At 58.4% G+C, this 16,783-nt stretch carries 13 protein-coding genes and 1 pseudogene; 3 read left to right on the forward strand and 11 right to left on the reverse strand.

Features of this window, described 5'->3' with window-relative positions; genetic code table 11:
* Positions 1–191: 191 nt before the first annotated feature.
* The 4 genes from ACIX8_RS22540 to ACIX8_RS22555 form a co-directional block, all read right to left on the reverse strand.
* Entirely contained in the window at positions 192–2,261 is a 2,070-nt protein-coding gene (locus ACIX8_RS22540) for a M13 family metallopeptidase (protein WP_014267707.1), read from the reverse strand.
* A gap of 272 nt (positions 2,262–2,533) precedes the next feature.
* Positions 2,534–2,887 (reverse strand): VOC family protein, encoded by a 354-nt coding sequence (locus tag ACIX8_RS22545; RefSeq protein ID WP_014267709.1) that lies wholly within the window; start codon positions 2,885–2,887, stop codon positions 2,534–2,536.
* A gap of 130 nt (positions 2,888–3,017) precedes the next feature.
* A complete protein-coding gene (locus tag ACIX8_RS22550) occupies positions 3,018–4,103 on the reverse strand; it encodes an MlaD family protein (protein WP_014267710.1) in 1,086 nt (361 codons plus the stop codon).
* 134 nt (positions 4,104–4,237) lie between these two features.
* Positions 4,238–4,615, reverse strand: a complete 378-nt coding sequence (locus ACIX8_RS22555; RefSeq protein WP_014267711.1) for a holo-ACP synthase — start codon at positions 4,613–4,615, stop codon at positions 4,238–4,240.
* Positions 4,616–4,695: 80 nt separating this feature from the next.
* Between ACIX8_RS22555 and ACIX8_RS22560 the strand changes: the two genes are divergently transcribed.
* Positions 4,696–5,409, forward strand: coding sequence for an ABC transporter ATP-binding protein (locus tag ACIX8_RS22560; protein WP_014267712.1), 714 nt, complete (start codon positions 4,696–4,698; stop codon positions 5,407–5,409).
* A 1-nt stretch (position 5,410) separates the two neighbouring features.
* Here ACIX8_RS22560 and ACIX8_RS22565 read toward each other — a convergent pair whose 3' ends face one another.
* The gene (locus tag ACIX8_RS22565; RefSeq protein ID WP_052310681.1) at positions 5,411–5,836 is read right to left on the reverse strand and encodes an energy transducer TonB; all 426 of its coding nucleotides are present in this window, start codon (positions 5,834–5,836) and stop codon (positions 5,411–5,413) included.
* Positions 5,837–5,983: 147 nt separating this feature from the next.
* Here ACIX8_RS22565 and ACIX8_RS22570 point away from each other — a divergent pair, with 147 nt between their 5' ends.
* Together ACIX8_RS22570 and ACIX8_RS22575 are read left to right on the forward strand one after the other, a co-directional pair.
* A complete protein-coding gene (locus ACIX8_RS22570) occupies positions 5,984–6,298 on the forward strand; it encodes a ComEA family DNA-binding protein (protein WP_014267714.1) in 315 nt (104 codons plus the stop codon).
* Positions 6,299–6,436: 138 nt separating this feature from the next.
* The gene (locus ACIX8_RS22575) at positions 6,437–7,177 is read left to right on the forward strand and encodes a DUF4397 domain-containing protein (protein ID WP_014267715.1); all 741 of its coding nucleotides are present in this window, start codon (positions 6,437–6,439) and stop codon (positions 7,175–7,177) included.
* 91 nt (positions 7,178–7,268) lie between these two features.
* On the opposite strand, the gene ahcY is transcribed toward ACIX8_RS22575, so the two are convergent.
* The 6 genes and pseudogenes from ahcY to ACIX8_RS22605 all read right to left on the reverse strand — a co-directional run bounded on the left by ahcY (position 7,269) and on the right by ACIX8_RS22605 (position 16,396).
* Positions 7,269–8,702 carry an adenosylhomocysteinase gene (ahcY, locus tag ACIX8_RS22580; RefSeq protein WP_014267716.1) on the reverse strand — a complete coding sequence of 478 codons (1,434 nt, stop codon included), beginning with the start codon at positions 8,700–8,702 and terminating at the stop codon, positions 7,269–7,271.
* A gap of 31 nt (positions 8,703–8,733) precedes the next feature.
* Positions 8,734–9,071, reverse strand: a pseudogene (locus ACIX8_RS26665) (four helix bundle protein).
* Between the two features lie 160 nt (positions 9,072–9,231).
* On the reverse strand, positions 9,232–10,383 hold the full coding sequence (ada, locus tag ACIX8_RS22590; RefSeq protein ID WP_317623992.1) for a bifunctional DNA-binding transcriptional regulator/O6-methylguanine-DNA methyltransferase Ada: 1,152 nt from the start codon (positions 10,381–10,383) through the stop codon (positions 9,232–9,234).
* Between the two features lie 59 nt (positions 10,384–10,442).
* The gene (locus ACIX8_RS22595; RefSeq protein ID WP_014267718.1) at positions 10,443–11,330 is read right to left on the reverse strand and encodes a transglutaminase-like domain-containing protein; all 888 of its coding nucleotides are present in this window, start codon (positions 11,328–11,330) and stop codon (positions 10,443–10,445) included.
* Positions 11,331–11,483: 153 nt separating this feature from the next.
* Positions 11,484–12,656: a methionine adenosyltransferase gene (metK, locus tag ACIX8_RS22600; protein ID WP_014267719.1), complete on the reverse strand. Its 1,173-nt coding sequence runs from the start codon at positions 12,654–12,656 to the stop codon at positions 11,484–11,486.
* 320 nt (positions 12,657–12,976) lie between these two features.
* The gene (locus tag ACIX8_RS22605) at positions 12,977–16,396 is read right to left on the reverse strand and encodes a TonB-dependent receptor (protein ID WP_014267720.1); all 3,420 of its coding nucleotides are present in this window, start codon (positions 16,394–16,396) and stop codon (positions 12,977–12,979) included.
* Positions 16,397–16,783 lie beyond the last annotated feature (387 nt).

Here is a 16,783-nt window from a genome sequence, read left to right on the forward strand (position 1 = left end):
CGTCTCGGGGAGGAGTACGAACCTTCGTCTGATTGTAGAAGGTAGTCGGCCTTTATGCCAATTTTCATAGCAGGAAAGAAGCAGGAAACAGGAAGTGGCAAACAAGAAACAGCAAAGACGAAGACCGCCGATCACTCGGCGGCCTCTGTCGTTTACCTGTTTCCTACTTCCTGTTTGCTGTTTCCTGCTTCTTACCAGACGCGGCAACCGCCGCTGGCTGGCATCATGGGCTGGCCGACCTTGCAACCGAAGGCCTTGCCGAACTCATCAAAGTTCTGCACTACCCCCTTCACGCGCCACTGTCCGGAGCTGTGCGGATCGGTCTTGGCGCCCACGCGTGCAGACTGCTCGGTCTTGTTCTCGCACCACACCTGGCCGAAGGAGATAAAGAAGCGCTGCGCCGGTGTATAGCCGTCGATCTTCGCCTCTTCGGCATCCTTGCCTTCCTTCGCCAGCACGCTCTGCAATGCCTGGAAGGCGATGCGGATGCCGCCGTTGTCGGCGGTGTTTTCGCCGAGCGTCAGATGGCCGTTCAGGTTTTGTCCCGGAGCGACCTCGAAGCCGTCATACTCCTTGGCCTCGCACTCGGTACGGTCTTTGAACTTGGCGAGATCGTCGTTCGTCCACCACTGGTTGACGTTGCCGTGCAGGTCGTACTTGGCGCCCTGATCGTCAAAGCCATGCGTCATCTCGTGGCCGATCACCACGCCGATCGCTCCGAAGTTTACAGCCGGGTCCTTCGAGTTATCGAAGAACGGAGGCTGCAGAATGCCGGCGGGAAAGTTGATGTCGTTCTGCGGCGGGTTGTAGTAAGCGTTGACGGTCGGCGGTGTCATGCCCCACTCCGTCTCATCGACGGGCTTGCCGTACTTGGAAAGGTTACGGTTGTACTCGAAGATGTCGCTGCGCTGGATGTTGCCCAGCAGGTCGTCGCGCTTGACCTCGAGCTTCGAGTAGTCGCGCCAGTGCGCGGGATAGCCGATCTTGTCGCGGATCGAATCGAGTTTCTTCTTAGCCTCCACCTTGGTCTCGGGGCTCATCCACGGAAGCTGCGCGATGTCCTGCGCCAGAGCCGCCTCGAGGGCATGGACGAGGTTCTCCATGTTGTCCTTGGCATCAGGCGGGAAGTTCTGCTTCACCCAGTCCTGGCCAACGGCCTCGCCGAGAGCGCTGTCCGTGAGACGCGTGCAGCGCTTCCAACGCGGCTGCTCCTCTTTTTGTCCCTGCAGGGTAGCGCTGAAGAAAGCGAAGTTCTCTTCCTGGAACGGAGCGGAGAGCAGCGGTGCCGCACCGTGCAGCGTGTGCCAGCGCAGGTAGCTCTTGAGCGAAGAGAGGCTCTCGGTGTCGAGAACAGTATTCACAGTCGTGAAGAAGCCAGGCGAGCTGACATTGACCGTCGGAACGCTGCCCATGCCGATACCCCCAAGAAACTGCGGCCAGTTGTAGTCCGGGGTGAGCTTCTGCATCTCGGCGATAGTCATGATGTGGTAACGCTTGGCCGGATCGCGCATCTCGACGCGATCCATCGATCCCTTGGCCAGCGCGACTTCGATGCGCATCACATTGTCGGCTTCCGTAGCCGCCTTTTCGGGAGTGTCGCCCAGCAGCACGAACATCTTCGTCACGTGGTCGACGTATTGCGCGCGAATCTTCACAAAACGCGCGTCGGGATTCAGATAGTAGTCGCGGTCGGGCAGCGAAAGCCCGCCCTGGCCAGTGCTTAGAATCTGCTTGCTCGAGTCCTTCTGGTCCTGGCTCACGCCCACACCCAATAGCTCGCCGCCGCCGTGCTCCTTGAAGAGCGCGACGTTCAGTGCCGCAAGCTCCTTGTTGCTCTTGAGCCCTTCAATCATGGCCAGTTCAGGCTGCAGGGGCTTGGCGCCAAGCGAATCGACCAGGGCGACATTCATGCAGGCGGCAAAGTAGTCGCCGTACTTCTTCTGCAGCGGTGTCTTCGGCGCATCGGCAGCAACCTTCAGCTCGGTATAGAGCAGATAGTTGTTGCGATCGGAGAGTTCGTTGAAGCGTCCCCAGCGTACCTGGTCGGCCGGAATAGGATTGTCCTTCTTCCAGTTGCCGCAGGCGTATTGGTAGAAGTCGGTGCAGGGATCGGCGGTCTTATCGATAGCCGAGACATCGAAGCTGATGGGTTTCTTGGGAACAGCGGTCGGGCCGGAAGAAGCATCGGCGCTGGCAAGGTTCTGGGCCAGACACAGTGGAGCGGCCAGGGCGAGCAGGCAGGCGGGAACAAACGTGCGCATGGAACTCCTTGAAAAGACAACAATCAACGCTATGCCAGAGAGCATACCTCCGAGAAGGTCCTCTTCGATAGAGCGAAGCTAACGGTTGTTTCGAGTACGAACAGAGAGAATGGAAAGTTGCCAAAGAATTGTCTGAATAGAGAGCCAGGTGAAAACAACGCCAGCTTCAGGCACAGGAAAACCTTTAGCGCAGAGGACGCTACGGGTGCCATCGCGGCCTCTGCGTTAAGATTTTCTTCCGGGAGCTAATGACGCTCCCTATCTGGCAGCAACTACTTCGCCTGCCAGAGAGCGATGGTCGCGCCCGTAGGGTCAATGAGGATGCTGAACGAACCCATGCCGGGAACCTCCTGAGGGCCGCGAACGAGTTTGCCGCCGAGGGAGGTGGCCTTTTCGGTAGCTGCCTTGAGGTCTTCGACCCCGACATAGGGAAGCCAGGCGACAGGGACACCGGGCATCGAAAAGATCCCACCGCCGGGACCGCTTTCAGGCTTGAAGGTGCTGTAGACCATGCCTTCGCCCATGTCATTGTCCACAAAGGTCCAGTTGAAGAGCTTGCCATAGAATTCTTTGGCTGCGGAGAGGTCGGGGGTGCAGAGTTCGAGGTGTACGAAGGGATTTGCCATCACGTGTCCTTTTGGAGATCCGATTTCACGCAAAGCGCGAGATGCGGGTCATCCTACGCGTGAGCGCGCAGAGATGTCTCGGACAGAAGAGGCATTTTATGGAGAAATTTTTGTTACAGCTCAGATATCGCTAAAAGATCTTCAGGTGGATCGTCAGGTATTTCTTCGGGTCCTTGCGGATAGCACCCACAAGATCGGTGCTCGACGTCAGCAGGTTGTTCAAGTTGGTATAGGCCGCATCATCCGTCGCCAGCTTGCCGATGGTTCCGTGCCCCTGGTTGACGCCCTTCAGCAGATCGTCCAGGTTCGTGACCGTATCGTTCAGCTTTCGGGCAAACGCCGGGTCCTTCACCAGCAATCCCACGCCGCCCTTGCCGGCATCCGCCTCGGCCAGCAGCGAGTTCGTATGTGCCAGCGTCGAGTTCAGATTGTTGTAGAGCTGGTCGTCGTTGAGCAGCTTCCCTGCCGACCCCTTGCCCGCGTTCAGGTTGCTGGCAATCGTGTCGAGCTTCGCAGCCGTATCGTTCAGCCGGTCGTAGAGCTGGTCGTCATGCATCAGCTTGCCGACAGAACCCTTGCCCTCATTGATGTTCGCCGTCAGGGTGTGGAGTTCGTCGATCGTTTGCGTAGCCTTGTTGTAAAGCTCGGGGTCCTTGATCAGCTTGCCGACAGAACCCTGCCCACTCTGGATGGTGTCGACGATGTGGTCCAGCTTCGACAGAATGACATTCACGCTCTCGATCGTGCCCTGGCTGGCCTTCACCACATCCATCAGGTTGGGCGTTTCGAGCGTCTTCAACTCATCGCCATCCTGCAACTCCGGCCCATTGGCCGACTGGCTGTTGATATCCACCACCGTGTCGCCGAGCACGCCCACCGTCGACAACGAGGCTCTTGAGTCCTTGTGCAGGCTGCCGATAAACTTCGGGTCCAGCCGCATCAGCACGAAGACCGGCGTAAGCTTGCGCGCCGGGTCGGTGGAGATCAACACCTTCTTCACCTCACCGATGGTCACGCCCTCCAGGCTGACCGGAGCTCCCACCTTCAGGCCGCCGGAGTTCTGGAAGAAGGTCTTGACCATCAGCTTCTTGCTGAAGGGGCTCATGCCCGAGGCGCTGGTCATCAGAAACAGCAGGGTGCACAGCAGCGTGACCGAGATAAGCACGATCAACCCTACCTTCAACTGTGACCACTTTACTTCCTGCTGACTCGGCATGGCACTCCTCGCATGACAACCGCTGGCTACTGCCGACTGGACGAATGGACTTGGCGGATGCGCGGATAATTTCCTTTATCGTAGCAGCGGCAGCGGTCTTTTTTGGATGAGATGCACTGCGAAGAGGATGCGAGCTAATCTTCGGCAATCACAACCGCCATCGAAAGTTCCCGGGAATGAGTCAGGCTCAGCGACAGACGCCGTATCCCCAGGGCGCGTGCAATCTCCTCGGCACGGCCGCTCAGATACAGTTCGGGCCGCTGTCCAGGCTCGCGTTTCACCTCGAACTCGCGCCAGCTCACGCCGCGGCTGATTCCCGTACCCAGGGCCTTGGCCCCCGCCTCTTTGGCCGCGAATCGGGCCGCGAGGCTCTCAGCCGCATGTTTCTTCCTCGTGCAGTAAACGACCTCGCCCGGGGTAAAGACGCGCTGCAGGAAGGCTTCCCCAAAGCGCTCAACGCTGCGCTGGATGCGCTCGATTTCGATCATGTCCGTCCCAATGCCAATGACCATATAGTGCCAGCCTCCGCGTTTTCGAGTGTACGGCCAGACGACAACAACGACAAAAACGCCTCTGCGCTAAACTTAAGCCTGTGAAACCGATCATCGAAGCCAGCCACCTCGGCAAGACGTACCGCTCCGGCAAACTTGCCGTCCCTGCTCTTCGCGATGTCAGCTTTACTGTCGATCCAGGCGAGTTCGTCGCTATCGTTGGACCTTCAGGTTCGGGCAAGTCGACGCTCTTCTATGTCCTCGGCGGCCTTACCTCCCCGACCTCCGGTTCCCTGTTGATCCAGGGCCATGACTTTTCGCGGCTCTCCGACTCCGAACGCACCAAGCTGCGCCGCGCCCACATCGGCTTTGTCTTTCAGCGCTTCAACCTGCTGCCGACGATCTCAGCCGCAGCCAACATCGAGCTGGCGCACGATATCTCCGACTCCGGCAAACCCTTCGATCATGAACTGCTCGACCATCTCTCCAAGCTGCTGAACATCCAGGGACGCCTGCAACACCGTCCGAATGAACTTTCAGGCGGTGAGCAGCAGCGTGTAGCCATCGCTCGCGCGCTCATCACGCGTCCCGCGATTCTGCTGGCCGATGAACCCACCGGCAACCTCGATACCGTGAACTCCGATGCCGTCCTGGAGATGCTGCGGGCTTCCAGCCGCGAGATGAACCAGACCGTGCTGATGATCACCCACAACCCCGAAGCCGCACAGATCGCCGACCGCATCCTATATATGCGCGACGGACAGATTGTGAAGATCGAAGCAGGCAGAGGAAAAGCTGTCCTGGCGACGGTGTAGCTTACGGATTCATCTCGGATGGAGATACCGGTTTAGGCTTGTTCAGGTTGAAGTTGACCATGATCGTGGTATCCACCGAGATCGGTTGACCGTTCAGGAGATAGGGTTTGTACGTCCATTGGCGAACAGCGTCGAGCGCTGCCTGTTGGAGCAGATCGGGCCCAGAGACCACCTTTAGCAACTGAATCTTTCCGTCCTGACCAATAACCGCGTGCAGGATAACCGTGCCACCCACTCCCGCAGCCTTCGCCTCCGGAGGATAGGCCGGCGGGATAAGCGTCTGAATATGGCCTGCAATCACTCCGCCGGCAATCCGAACAGTTTTGTTTGGCGGTGTCTGATTTGAAGTCGAGGCACCACCCGCAGCCGCGCCAGTATCTTGTCCTCGCATGGCTACCGTGGCGGCCAGGCAGGCTGCCTGGACCATAGTCCCGCTCAAAAAGCGCATCGCGCTATCCCTCGATTGGTTCGCAGCCAGAATCTCATATTTTTAACGGACTGTCTTTCGCCGGATACAGTTTCCCAGTATGCTGGACGACCAGCACCATCAACTCAGTTCCGGAGAGACCTCACGATGCGCACCTTCCGTCGAATCGCAGCTATTGTCGCCCTCGCCACTGCCGCTACCTTCTCGCTGGCGCAGCCTGCCGCCGCACCGCAGGCCAAGCCTGCATCGTCCGCCACCGCCAGCACGGATCTGCTGGACATCAACACCGCCACCGCCGACCAGCTCAAGGCTCTGACAGGAGTCGGCGACGCCTATGCCAAGCGCATCATCGCAGGACGTCCCTATACCGCAAAGAATCAGCTTGTTACAAAGGGCATCCTGCCGCAGGCGACCTACAACAAGATCGCCAGCCAGATCATCGCTAAAAAGCCCGGCAAATAGTCCGGATGGGCCCAGTTTTGAACGGGTGGGATTTCAGCCCCGCCCGTTCAAAACAACGCCAATTTCGCCCAGAATCGGATAGAGTGGAGGGAGTCCTCCCTCTGCGCTGGAGTCTGTTCGCGACTGGACCTTTGACTGATGGCCACGACATCGCCTCATCCTGGAAGACCGGTACCCCGGCGCAGCGCACTCGTGTTGCTGCTGGCGGGCCTTGGCCTGTCCGGTTGCCAGAGTATCGATATCAATGCCACGCACGCCGCACAGGTTCGCGTGATCGTTGCCACACCCGACTCACCGGCCCAGGACTTCTACCAGAACAGCTCTGGCCTGGCCTACAATCTCGGCTTCGGCACGGTGACCTCCTACGTACCGCTGCCCGCCGGAGCCTATACGCTCTCCTCAGCCAAAGCCAACACCAATCAGACGCTCGTCTCGGCTAAGGCCACCTTCGGCAGCACCAGGCAATACACGGTGATCGTGGGCAACAGCCTCGCCAATATGCAGGAGACCGTCCTGCAGGACCAGTCGCAGCCCGCACCCGCCGGTGAAGTCTCGCTGCGCTTTGTCCAGCAGGCTACGCATGTAGGACCCGTGGACGTCTACCTCATCCCCAGCGGCGGCAAGCTGGCGGCCACCTCGCCAGTGGCAACCAATATCGACTTCAACAGCAACTCAGGCTACATCAACGTCCCTGCCGGCACCTACGCGATTGCCGTCCTACCCGCAGGCACAACGCCCGTGCCAACGACGGTCACGCTCCATACCAGCACCCAGGTCACATACACCTCCGGCTCCGCCCGCACCATCGTATTCATCGACCAGCCGGTCGCAACAGCACCAGGTGTTCAAGCCGTCGTCGCCGACGACTACGATCAATAAAACAGAGTGTAGAGGATAGAGAAAAGCCGAAGCCACTGAACTCTCAGTGGCTTCGGCTTTTTGTCTACACTCTATCCTCTACACTCTGCCTTTAGTACCTGTAGTGATCCGACTTGTAGGGTCCTTCGACCGGCACACTCAGGTAATCCGCCTGCTTCTTGGAGAGCGTCGTCAGCTTCACGCCGATCTTCTCCAGGTGCAGACGTGCGACCTCTTCGTCCAGCTTCTTCGGCAGAACATACACACCCACCTTGTAGGTGTCCTTGTTGGCCCAGAGATCGAGCTGCGCAAGCGTCTGGTTGCTGAAGCTGTTGGACATTACGAAGCTCGGATGCCCCGTCGCACAGCCCAGGTTTACCAGGCGGCCTTCGGCGAGAACGAAGATCGAGTTGCCTGTGTCGAAGGTGTACTGATCGACCTGGGGCTTGATGTTGGTCTTCTTTGCATCCTTCGCACCGTCGAGCTCCGCCATCTGGATCTCGTTGTCGAAGTGGCCGATGTTGCAGACGATAGCCTGATCCTTCATCTGGCGCATGTGCTCCAGCGTGATGATGTCGAGGTTGCCGGTGCAGGTGACATAGATGTCTCCGCGGCCCAGCGTCTCTTCGATCGTCGTGACCTCATAGCCTTCCATCGCAGCCTGGAGAGCATTGATCGGATCGACCTCTGTGACGATAACGCGCGCGCCGAGTCCGCGCAGAGAAGCTGCCGACCCCTTACCCACATCGCCATAACCGCAAACCACAGCCACCTTGCCCGCAACCATTACATCCGTTGCACGCTTGATGCCGTCGACCAGCGACTCGCGGCAGCCGTACAGATTGTCGAACTTGCTCTTGGTCACCGAGTCGTTCACGTTGATGGCCGGCACCAGCAGCTTGCCCTGCTCCATCATCTTGTAGAGGCGATGAACGCCGGTGGTCGTCTCTTCCGAGACGCCACGCCACTCCTTGGCAACGTTGTGCCAGCGCTGCGAATCTTCAGCGAGCACGCTCTTGAGCAGCTTCTGGATGACCTCTTCTTCAACCGAGCCAGCCTTGCCGTCAACGAAGCTGCGGTCACCATCCTCAAGCTCATAGCCCTTGTGGATGAGCAGGGTCACATCGCCGCCGTCGTCGACGACGAGCTGCGGCCCCAGGCCACCTTCATGGCGCAGAGCCTGATCGGTGCACCACCAGTACTCCTCGAGCGTCTCGCCCTTCCAGGCAAAGACCGGGACACCGGCCGCGGCAATGGCCGCCGCCGCGTGGTCCTGCGTGGAGAAGATGTTGCAGCTTGCCCAGCGCACTACGGCGCCAAGAGCAACAAGGGTCTCGATCAGCACGCCCGTCTGAATGGTCATGTGCAGGGAGCCGGTGATCCGTACACCCTTGAGAGGTTGGCTCGGCGCATACTTGCGACGAATCGACATCAGACCAGGCATCTCAGCTTCGGCGATGGTGAGCTCTTTGCGTCCCCACTCTGCCAGACTGATGTCCGCTACCTTGTACGCTGTTGTTGCCTGATCCAATATCGCTGTCGCCATCTGTTCTCCTTAGAAACCGACCTATAGGATATCAAGCGGACACTCTCTGCGGTGCTTTAATCACGCCGGAAAGCATCTTGCGGACCTCGATCACGTCATGCTGCAGGGTGTCATAGGTTGCCGGTTCGAGGAACTGGAGATCGCGGGCCAGCAGAAGCTGATACTCGATCTCGACACCCATCGCCCGCGCCTGCTGCAAGGCATGAATGTACTCGGCATGCTCATCGCGCCGCAACCTTCAGCAATCTTCATCGTTAGATGGGCGGCTCCACGGCGCAGCGTCGCTGCCAATCCAAAGGTTTCCGTCTTGGGAAATGTCTCCGAGATGCGATACACGTTCAGCGTAAAGGCGTGCGCTTTGTGCCACACGTCCAGGTACCGAAAGTCCCTCAAGTACCCTCTCCTGTCCCAACATGGATTTTGTCCAGCATAGAGCCATGAGGTATCCAGCAACGAGGAATTCGTCGCTCAATACCTCATGGCTCTACGCTGACAAAAACCCCGCTTAAGTACCAGGAGCACCACCGCTTCAAATCGCCTTCTCGATCTCCAGCAACTTCTTCTTCCGCGCAGTCCCCCAACGATACCCAGTGAGCTTTCCATCCGCCCCGACCACGCGATGGCACGGCACCACCACGGCCAGCGGATTCGCTCCACACGCGGTGCCGACAGCCCTCACCGCCTTTGGAGACCCCACCGCCTCGGCGATCTGGGCGTAGGTGCGCGTCTCGCCGCGAGGAATCTCGGTCAAGGCACGCCACACACGCTGCTGAAACGCCGTCGCCCGCACATGAAACGGCAGCGTTGCGGCGTTGGCGTTCTCGTCGAGACGAGCCAGCACGAAGCTGACAGCCTCGGTCAGTTCTTTATCATCGCGCCGCAGAACAGCCTGCGGAAACCGCTCGCGCAGTTCGACCGCCGCTTCTACATCGGAGTCCGCAAACAACACCGCGCACAAGCCAAGATCCGTTGCAGCGACCAGAACTCGCCCCAGGGGCGAATCCGCGATGGCATAACGAATCGTCTCGCCCGCGCCGCCTTCCTTCATCGCCGTCGGAGTCATGCCCAGCGTTGCATCGGCATCTTCGTACACTCGGCTCGACGAACCGAATCCTGCTGCATAAACTGCGTCCGTCACCGGCGAGCGCGAGTTGCGCGGCGTACGTACCTCTTCGCGGAAGCGCTCCTTACGCTGTGCCCGGGCGAACTCACCGGGAGTTACACCGAGCACCCGCTTGAATCCACGCAGCACCGCAAACTTACCAACACCAGCTGCAGCCGCAAGGTCTTCAAGCGACGTGCGCTGGCCTGCGTGTTCACTCAGAAAGTCGGCGGCAGCCGCAATCGCTTCTGCCTGCGGATCGGCCTTAGGAGCAACGGTTTGCGGCTCGCAGCGCAGGCACGCGCGAAAGCCTGCTGCTTCAGCCGTAGAGGCATTGGGGAAGAAGCTGACGTTCTTGCGCTCGGGCCTGCGGCTCGGGCAGCTCGGACGGCAATAGACGCCCGTCGATTTAACCGCATACACAAACTGCCCGTCGGCCGACGCATCCCGCGCCAGCACCTGCTGCCAGGCCTTGCCCGCAAACACCGAAGGCACGCTTGCTTTGCCGTTCCCCTTGTTGGTCTTACCCATGTCTTCGATTCCCGTTATCGTCGCTGTTGTCCAACTTGTCGTCGCCATGTAAGTATCCTGCAACGTGGACGCGCGGCGCCACACTCCGAGCATTGCAGGCAAACTTCTTATACTCCTGGCGTTTCGACCTTTGCCGGCCTGCCGCCTGGCAGTGGCACCAGATTGCCCTGCTCGTCGAGTTCGTTCGACTCCACGTAAAAGTGCTTGAGGTCCGCACGTCCGAAACTGGTCGTGATCGCGACATCGGCTGCGTCGCGACCGACCGCCATCAGCACACGTCCGGGACGAGGCTTGTTATGGCGTGCGTCCACATTCCACCATCTGCCATCGAGCCATACCTGATACCACGCATGGAAGTCACCCGGTCCCGTGTAGGGAATGCGAATGTCTCCAAGCTGCCCCATCACGTAACGCGCGGGAATATTCATGCAGCGCGTCAGCGTAATCGCAAGATGCTGAAAGTCGCGGCAGACGCCCACGCGTTCCGTAAAGACATCCATCGCCGTCTTGGTCGAGCGCGCGGTCTGATAGTTGAACGCGACCTTCCAATTCACCCAATCGCGAATCGCCGCAACCCGTTGCCATCCCGGAAGCGTGTAGCCGAAGAGGTCCTGCGCAACGCCGCCAAAAAGGTCGACCTGGCAGTAGCGGCTGGCCAGAAGAAACTGCAACACCTCTGGCGGCAGATCTTCGACCGGGCTCTGCCGCGCAAGGACAGGCTGTGCGTCTGGCTCGGCGTCTACCGAAAGAGTATTGCAACCGCTGAGACGAATCCGCCCGGCTGGCGCAGCAAACCGCGAGCAGCGATTGCCGAAGGCATCGAGAAACTCTTCGACCAAAAGCTCGGTGGGAGCTTCACCTTCGAGGTGTTCCACCCTGAGGGCATCTCCGGTCATCAGCCCCGATTCAAGAGACGGATGCACGTGCAGCAAGGCGAGCATCGGCGTCGCTTCAGGAAGATGGAACTGGATATCGAACTCAGATTTGAGAAACATAGCGAAGGCCCCCCGCGACGGTATTTCAGATTGCGGGACACACACACGTCGCCTTATTTAGCTAGATGCGTTCGTCGCGTTTGAGGCTGTACAGGCAAAATAGCAAACGGGCGAACCTTCCGGCTCGCCCGTCTGCATTTTCTGCTGGAAGATCTACTTCGCTGCCAACTCGGCTACAGCACCAGCCTTCAGTGCGGCTGCCTTGTCGGTGGCTTCCCAGGTGAAGGTGTCGCCGGTACGGCCGAAGTGGCCATAAGCTGCGGTCTTCTTGAAGATCGGACGGCGCAGGTCCAGGCTCTCGATGATGCCCTTCGGCGTCAGCTTGAAGTTCTCGCGCACCAGCTCAACCAGACGCGGCTCGCCGATCTTGCCTGTTCCAAAGGTGTCCACACGAATGCTGACCGGATCGGCCACACCGATCGCGTAGGCCAACTGCACCTCGCAACGGTCCGCGAGGCCGGAGGCCACGATGTTCTTCGCGATGTAGCGCGCCATGTATGCGGCCGAGCGATCGACCTTGGTCGAATCCTTACCCGAGAACGCTCCGCCGCCATGACGGCCCATGCCGCCGTAGGTGTCGACGATGATCTTGCGTCCGGTCAGGCCGGAGTCGCCCATCGGTCCACCGATTACGAAGCGGCCCGTCGGGTTGATGTGGTACTTGGTGTCCGCATCCAGCAACTCGGCGGGGATAACGGCCTGGATCACGTGCTCCAGAACCTCGGCGCGCAACTGCTCGTTGCCGACTTCCTCAGCGTGCTGGGTCGAGATGACGACCGCATCCACACGAACCGGCTTGTGGTTGGAGTCATACTCCACGGTGACCTGGCTCTTGCCGTCAGGCCGCAGATAACCCATCTTGCCCGACTTGCGGACTTCGCTGAGCTTCAGTGCCAGCTTGTGCGCCAGCGAGATCGGTGTCGGCATCAGCTCCGGGGTCTCGTTGGTGGCGTAGCCGAACATCATGCCCTGGTCGCCGGCGCCGCCGGTATCCACGCCCTGAGCGATGTCGGGCGACTGGCGGTTGATGGTCGAAATCACCGCGCAGGTGTTCGAGTCGAAGCCCTTGAGCGCGTCGTCATAGCCGATTTCCTTGACCGTATCGCGCACCACTGTCTGGAAATCAACATAGGCCTTCGTGGTGATCTCACCGGCAACAACGACGAGGCCGGTGCAGGTCAGGGTTTCGCAGGCTACACGGCTGTAGGGGTCCTGTGCGAGGCAGGCGTCGAGAATCGCGTCTGAAATCTGATCGGCGATCTTATCGGGATGGCCTTCGGTAACAGACTCACTGGTGAAGAGAAAACGGTCGGTTGATGTAGACAAAGCGTGAAGCTCCTTGAGTCAGATAGCCGGACCCGCCTTGCGCCCCTTTTCAGGATGCGCCGGACGCCCGACGACCGGCTGTTTCACCGCACACACTCGCGAGGTTTGCGAGCAGATTTGGCACACTCCGGTCGTTCCATCAGAGCCGAAATGAATCGGTTAGGCGGAACCTGTCTATTCTACCTGCACATCCCTCCCCGGCCAAAGGCGAACATCCAGCCGTCGAAATCCGGCCCTGAGAGGCGCCAGGGGCCATCCAACGGAAAAAGGGCGCCCGCCGAAGCGGACGCCCTGGAATGTATACCGACCTCAATCCTGCCTTAGAAGCGGTATTTGGCCGAGAATTGGAACTGTCTTGCAGGGGAAAGCGAGGCCGTGATCTGACCGAAAGTAGTGCTGCTCACGGAGGCTGCCGGTTCTGCATAGCTCACGATATTGAACGCATTGAAGGCATCTACGCGGAACAGGATGACCTGCTCCTTATAGGTCCTGAACTCTTTGAACAGGGACATATCGATGATGCGGTATCCCGGCGCTCGCTCAGTGTTTACACGAGCGGTGCCGAACGTGTTGGTAAGGTCCGGGCCATAGGCGCATGGCTGTCTTACACCATTGACGACCTGTGCGCCCGTGCATGGGACCGCAGAAGGATCGGTACCAAACCAGTGGAGCAGGCTGCGGTTCCGAACAATCAACGGACCGTATTGATTGGCACGGGCCGTGGAGTTGTTGGTGTTGGATACGTTCGTGCTGGTGATCGTCACCGGGAAACCGGAGTACAGGATGGCGTCTCCGGAGAGCTTCCAACCGCCGATCGCTTCATCCAGCACGCGGTTCCAGTGAGCGCCAAACTGCCTGCCATGTCCAAAAGGCAGTTGGTAGACAGCCGTAAAGTTGACCGCATTCCGTGTATCGAAACCCGAGACACCGTAATCTCCATGCGGATCATAGACGTTTTGCGGGAATACGCTTGCACCATCCACACCAGTAACACCGTAGAACCCCGGATTGTTGGTCATGGATTTGGACCAGGTGTAGTTGAAGGTGTACTCCAGCCCATTGTTCTGCTGGTGGCGAATCGTCGTCTGCATCGCGTTGTAGTTCGAGTAGCCCTCGGACTGCGTGAGATAGACGAGGCCTCCTGCGCCAACGAGATTGAAGTACGGGCTCGAAGACGGCACATTCGGTGTCGTGTATTGATTGATGTTCTCGGGAACGATCAGGTGCTGCCCCAACTGTCCGACATAGGCAATCTGGGCGGAGGTATTGCTGTTGAGCAGAAACTGAGTCGTGAGGTTGAACTGCTGGATCAGAGCCGGGCGCAGCCGATGAGACCAGGCTTCGTAGCGCGTGCTGGAGACTTGAACGTTGCCCGGAGCCTGAGCAAATCCGTTCTCAACCGGAGTCGGCGTTCCTCCAGAGGTTGCGGTCGGCGTCAAACCCGTGTTCGAAAACTGGAAAATAAAGGGAGCATTCTGCGAGAGACGGAGATTGGCTCCCGTGCCTTCGAGGTCGTCGGTAATGCCATAGCCGCCGCGGATAACCACGCCCGGATTCATCTGATAGGCGAAGCCGATACGAGGCATCCAACCAGCATAGAAAGGGTTATACAGGGCACGACTATTGCCGTTCTGTCCTGCAAACTCCAGGCAGTTCGGGCAGGAGGCAGGATTGTCGGTATTGACGTTAACTTCCTTGTTGTTGACCTCGTAGATGGGCTGGTCGTAGCCATAACGAAGACCCAGATTCAGGGTAAGGTTTGGCAGGATCTTCCAGTCATCCTGTGCGTAGAACGCCAGGCGGTATTGACGCTGTCCAACACGGCCGGAGACACCACTCACGCCCTGTGACGACGAGTCGTCCAGAACAAAGTCCGCATAACCATAGCCGGTAGTTTTGGGTCCCCCTACAACGGCAGCGGTCGCATTCTTGGTAAAAGCTCCGTTGTAGGAGAACTGTCCGAGAACACCATTGGTGCTGGGATAGTAGTTGTTCTGCTGATAGCGAAGAATCTCAGCACCGACCTTGATGATGTGTTTGCCGCGCAACCAGACCACGTTGTCGCCGTAGTCGAAGGTGTTGTCGTAATAAGTCGTGCCCGCGCCCTTGGTTCCGATGTTGCTCTCAGAGCTGGAGAAGTTCATCAGACTGAAGCCGGAATAAGGCTGGTCGGCAAAGGGAATGCCGACGGTCGCATTGCCGGACGTGCCAAATAGACCCGTGGAGTCGATCGGAGCGCCCTGAAGCCACGCTACGCGCGTGTAGCCGGCACGGAACTCGTTCTGTAGTGCGCTCGTGAAGGTGTGGACTTCGTTGATCACTCCACCGATGAAGGGGTACTCGTTCCCTCCAGGAAAGGTAATGGGCAACACAGTCTTCGGAGTCGCGTCCCAGGCATCTCCCATGGAGAAGCGAGCGTTGATGCTGTCTTTCGTTCCCAGGACGTAGTCGATGCGCGTATCACCCTGGTTGTTGACCGTGACCGTCTTGGAAGAGCCGATATAGTTTCCTGAGTCGGGCGATGATGTTGGAGAAGAAAGAGCGTGGTTCGGCAAAGGATAGATCTCTGGATGCGCGAACAGGAACTTCGCTACAGGGTTGAGAATCGGAATCTGATTATTGACGTACGGCGTTGCAGGAGTAAGTCCATTGTGCGTGTCATAGAACTGCACATAGTTGGCCGGAAGAAGGCCTGTATTTCCTGATCCCAGGAATTCGGAGAAATCGCCAGTGCGCATCCTGGCGGTTGGCACGGTAGCCGTTGCAGAGCCTCCGGCGCTGTTTCTGTAGCCTTCATAGTCCACAAAGAAGAAGAGCTTATCTTTATAAATCGGACCGCCGAACGTTGCGCCGAACTGGTTCTGATGAAAGAAACCTTTGGGGGTGTGGTTGTAGTTATTGCTCCAGAGGTTCGCCGTCAGGTCCTGGTTCTCATAAAACGAGTACAGGCTGCCGTGGAACTTATTCGTTCCCCCTTTGGTCACCATAATGACTTCGCCACCATTGACGTTGCCATACTCGGCACTGGCATTGCCGGTAATGACGCGAATCTCCTGCAGAGCCTCAGGCGCGGGGTTGTAGCCGATGACATTGTTCAGTGTTTCGTTGATTTCGACGCCATCAAGAACGTAATTATTGGTCTGCTGCCGATTGCCGTTGAAAGAAGGGATCGAAGTAGGGGTCAGGTCTCGCTCTGTTCCATTCGTGCCGCCGACGAGGTCATAGGTAGGATTGACCGCACCAGCTACGAACATCGTCGCCGCAGAGAAATTCTGACCGCTCAGCGGAAGACTTTCCAGAGTGTTCGCGGTGATCGTAGTGCCAAGGGCGGAGTCCTGGGTCTGGAGCACAGAACCGGAGTCGGCAGCGACATCGACGGTCGTAGTAACTTCGCCGACCTGGAGCTTTAAGTCGATCTTGGCGATCTGGTCGATCTCCAGGGTGAAGGGACGATCCGCGGTAACACTGAAGCCAGGTTTGGTAGCTGAAACCACATAGGTGCCGATGGGCAAAACCTGAAGGTTATAGGTGCCGCTGCGGTCTGTGCGGGTAGTCGTCACGACGTTGGTATCGACATTGCGAGCCATAATCTTTGCGTCTGCAACAGCCGCTCCGCTCTGATCCACAACGAGGCCGCGAATAGACCCTGTTACCGTCTGCGCCCGAGCTACATGACAAACGCTGGCAAGCACCAGCAGCATTACGACCCATACGGTACAACACTTGAAACGCGTCAACATAAAAAGGCTCCCCTAAAATACCCGACAGCTTCTTGCAAAAGCTCTACCAACGTCTCACCCTGATCCCATGCAAACTACGACCAGAGAATCCTCGGCTCCGCCAGAACCGGCAAATATCCCGCGCAAAAGCGCGCCGTCTCCACGATGCACATAAACCTGGTGGCCGGCTGCTCTATCTGGTCCTCCGGCCTTGCCCTCAACACCCACTTCAGCAATCAGGAAAATAAAAAAGATGCCACAGCCGCTGAGATCCGGGAGATCACTGGCTGCGTTGGTCTTCTGGTTACGGATTCCGATAAGTCCAGGTTCCGTTTTGCTGAAATGAAGATTCCATTATGCGCTGAAATTGTTTTTCCTGCGATTTCCTTTCAGGAAGGAATCAGCAGT

It is taken from the genome of Granulicella mallensis MP5ACTX8, assembly GCF_000178955.2.
In the GTDB taxonomy this organism is placed as follows: Bacteria; Acidobacteriota; Terriglobia; order Terriglobales; family Acidobacteriaceae; genus Granulicella; species Granulicella mallensis.

Bases quoted from the DNA above. Each gene is read 5' to 3' on its own strand.
- ACIX8_RS22540 (WP_014267707.1), bottom strand. From the start codon at position 2,261: ATGCGCACGTTTGTTCCCGCCTGCCTGCTCGCCCTGGCCGCTCCACTG.
- ACIX8_RS22545 (WP_014267709.1), bottom strand. From the start codon at position 2,887: ATGGCAAATCCCTTCGTACACCTCGAACTCTGCACCCCCGACCTCTCC.
- ACIX8_RS22550 (WP_014267710.1), bottom strand. From the start codon at position 4,103: ATGCCGAGTCAGCAGGAAGTAAAGTGGTCACAGTTGAAGGTAGGGTTG.
- ACIX8_RS22555 (WP_014267711.1), bottom strand. From the start codon at position 4,615: ATGGTCATTGGCATTGGGACGGACATGATCGAAATCGAGCGCATCCAG.
- ACIX8_RS22565 (WP_052310681.1), bottom strand. From the start codon at position 5,836: ATGGTCCAGGCAGCCTGCCTGGCCGCCACGGTAGCCATGCGAGGACAA.
- ACIX8_RS22570 (WP_014267714.1), top strand. From the start codon at position 5,984: ATGCGCACCTTCCGTCGAATCGCAGCTATTGTCGCCCTCGCCACTGCC.
- ACIX8_RS22575 (WP_014267715.1), top strand. From the start codon at position 6,437: ATGGCCACGACATCGCCTCATCCTGGAAGACCGGTACCCCGGCGCAGC.
- ahcY (WP_014267716.1), bottom strand. From the start codon at position 8,702: ATGGCGACAGCGATATTGGATCAGGCAACAACAGCGTACAAGGTAGCG.
- ada (WP_317623992.1), bottom strand. From the start codon at position 10,383: ATGGCGACGACAAGTTGGACAACAGCGACGATAACGGGAATCGAAGAC.
- ACIX8_RS22595 (WP_014267718.1), bottom strand. From the start codon at position 11,330: ATGTTTCTCAAATCTGAGTTCGATATCCAGTTCCATCTTCCTGAAGCG.
- ACIX8_RS22605 (WP_014267720.1), bottom strand. From the start codon at position 16,396: ATGTTGACGCGTTTCAAGTGTTGTACCGTATGGGTCGTAATGCTGCTG.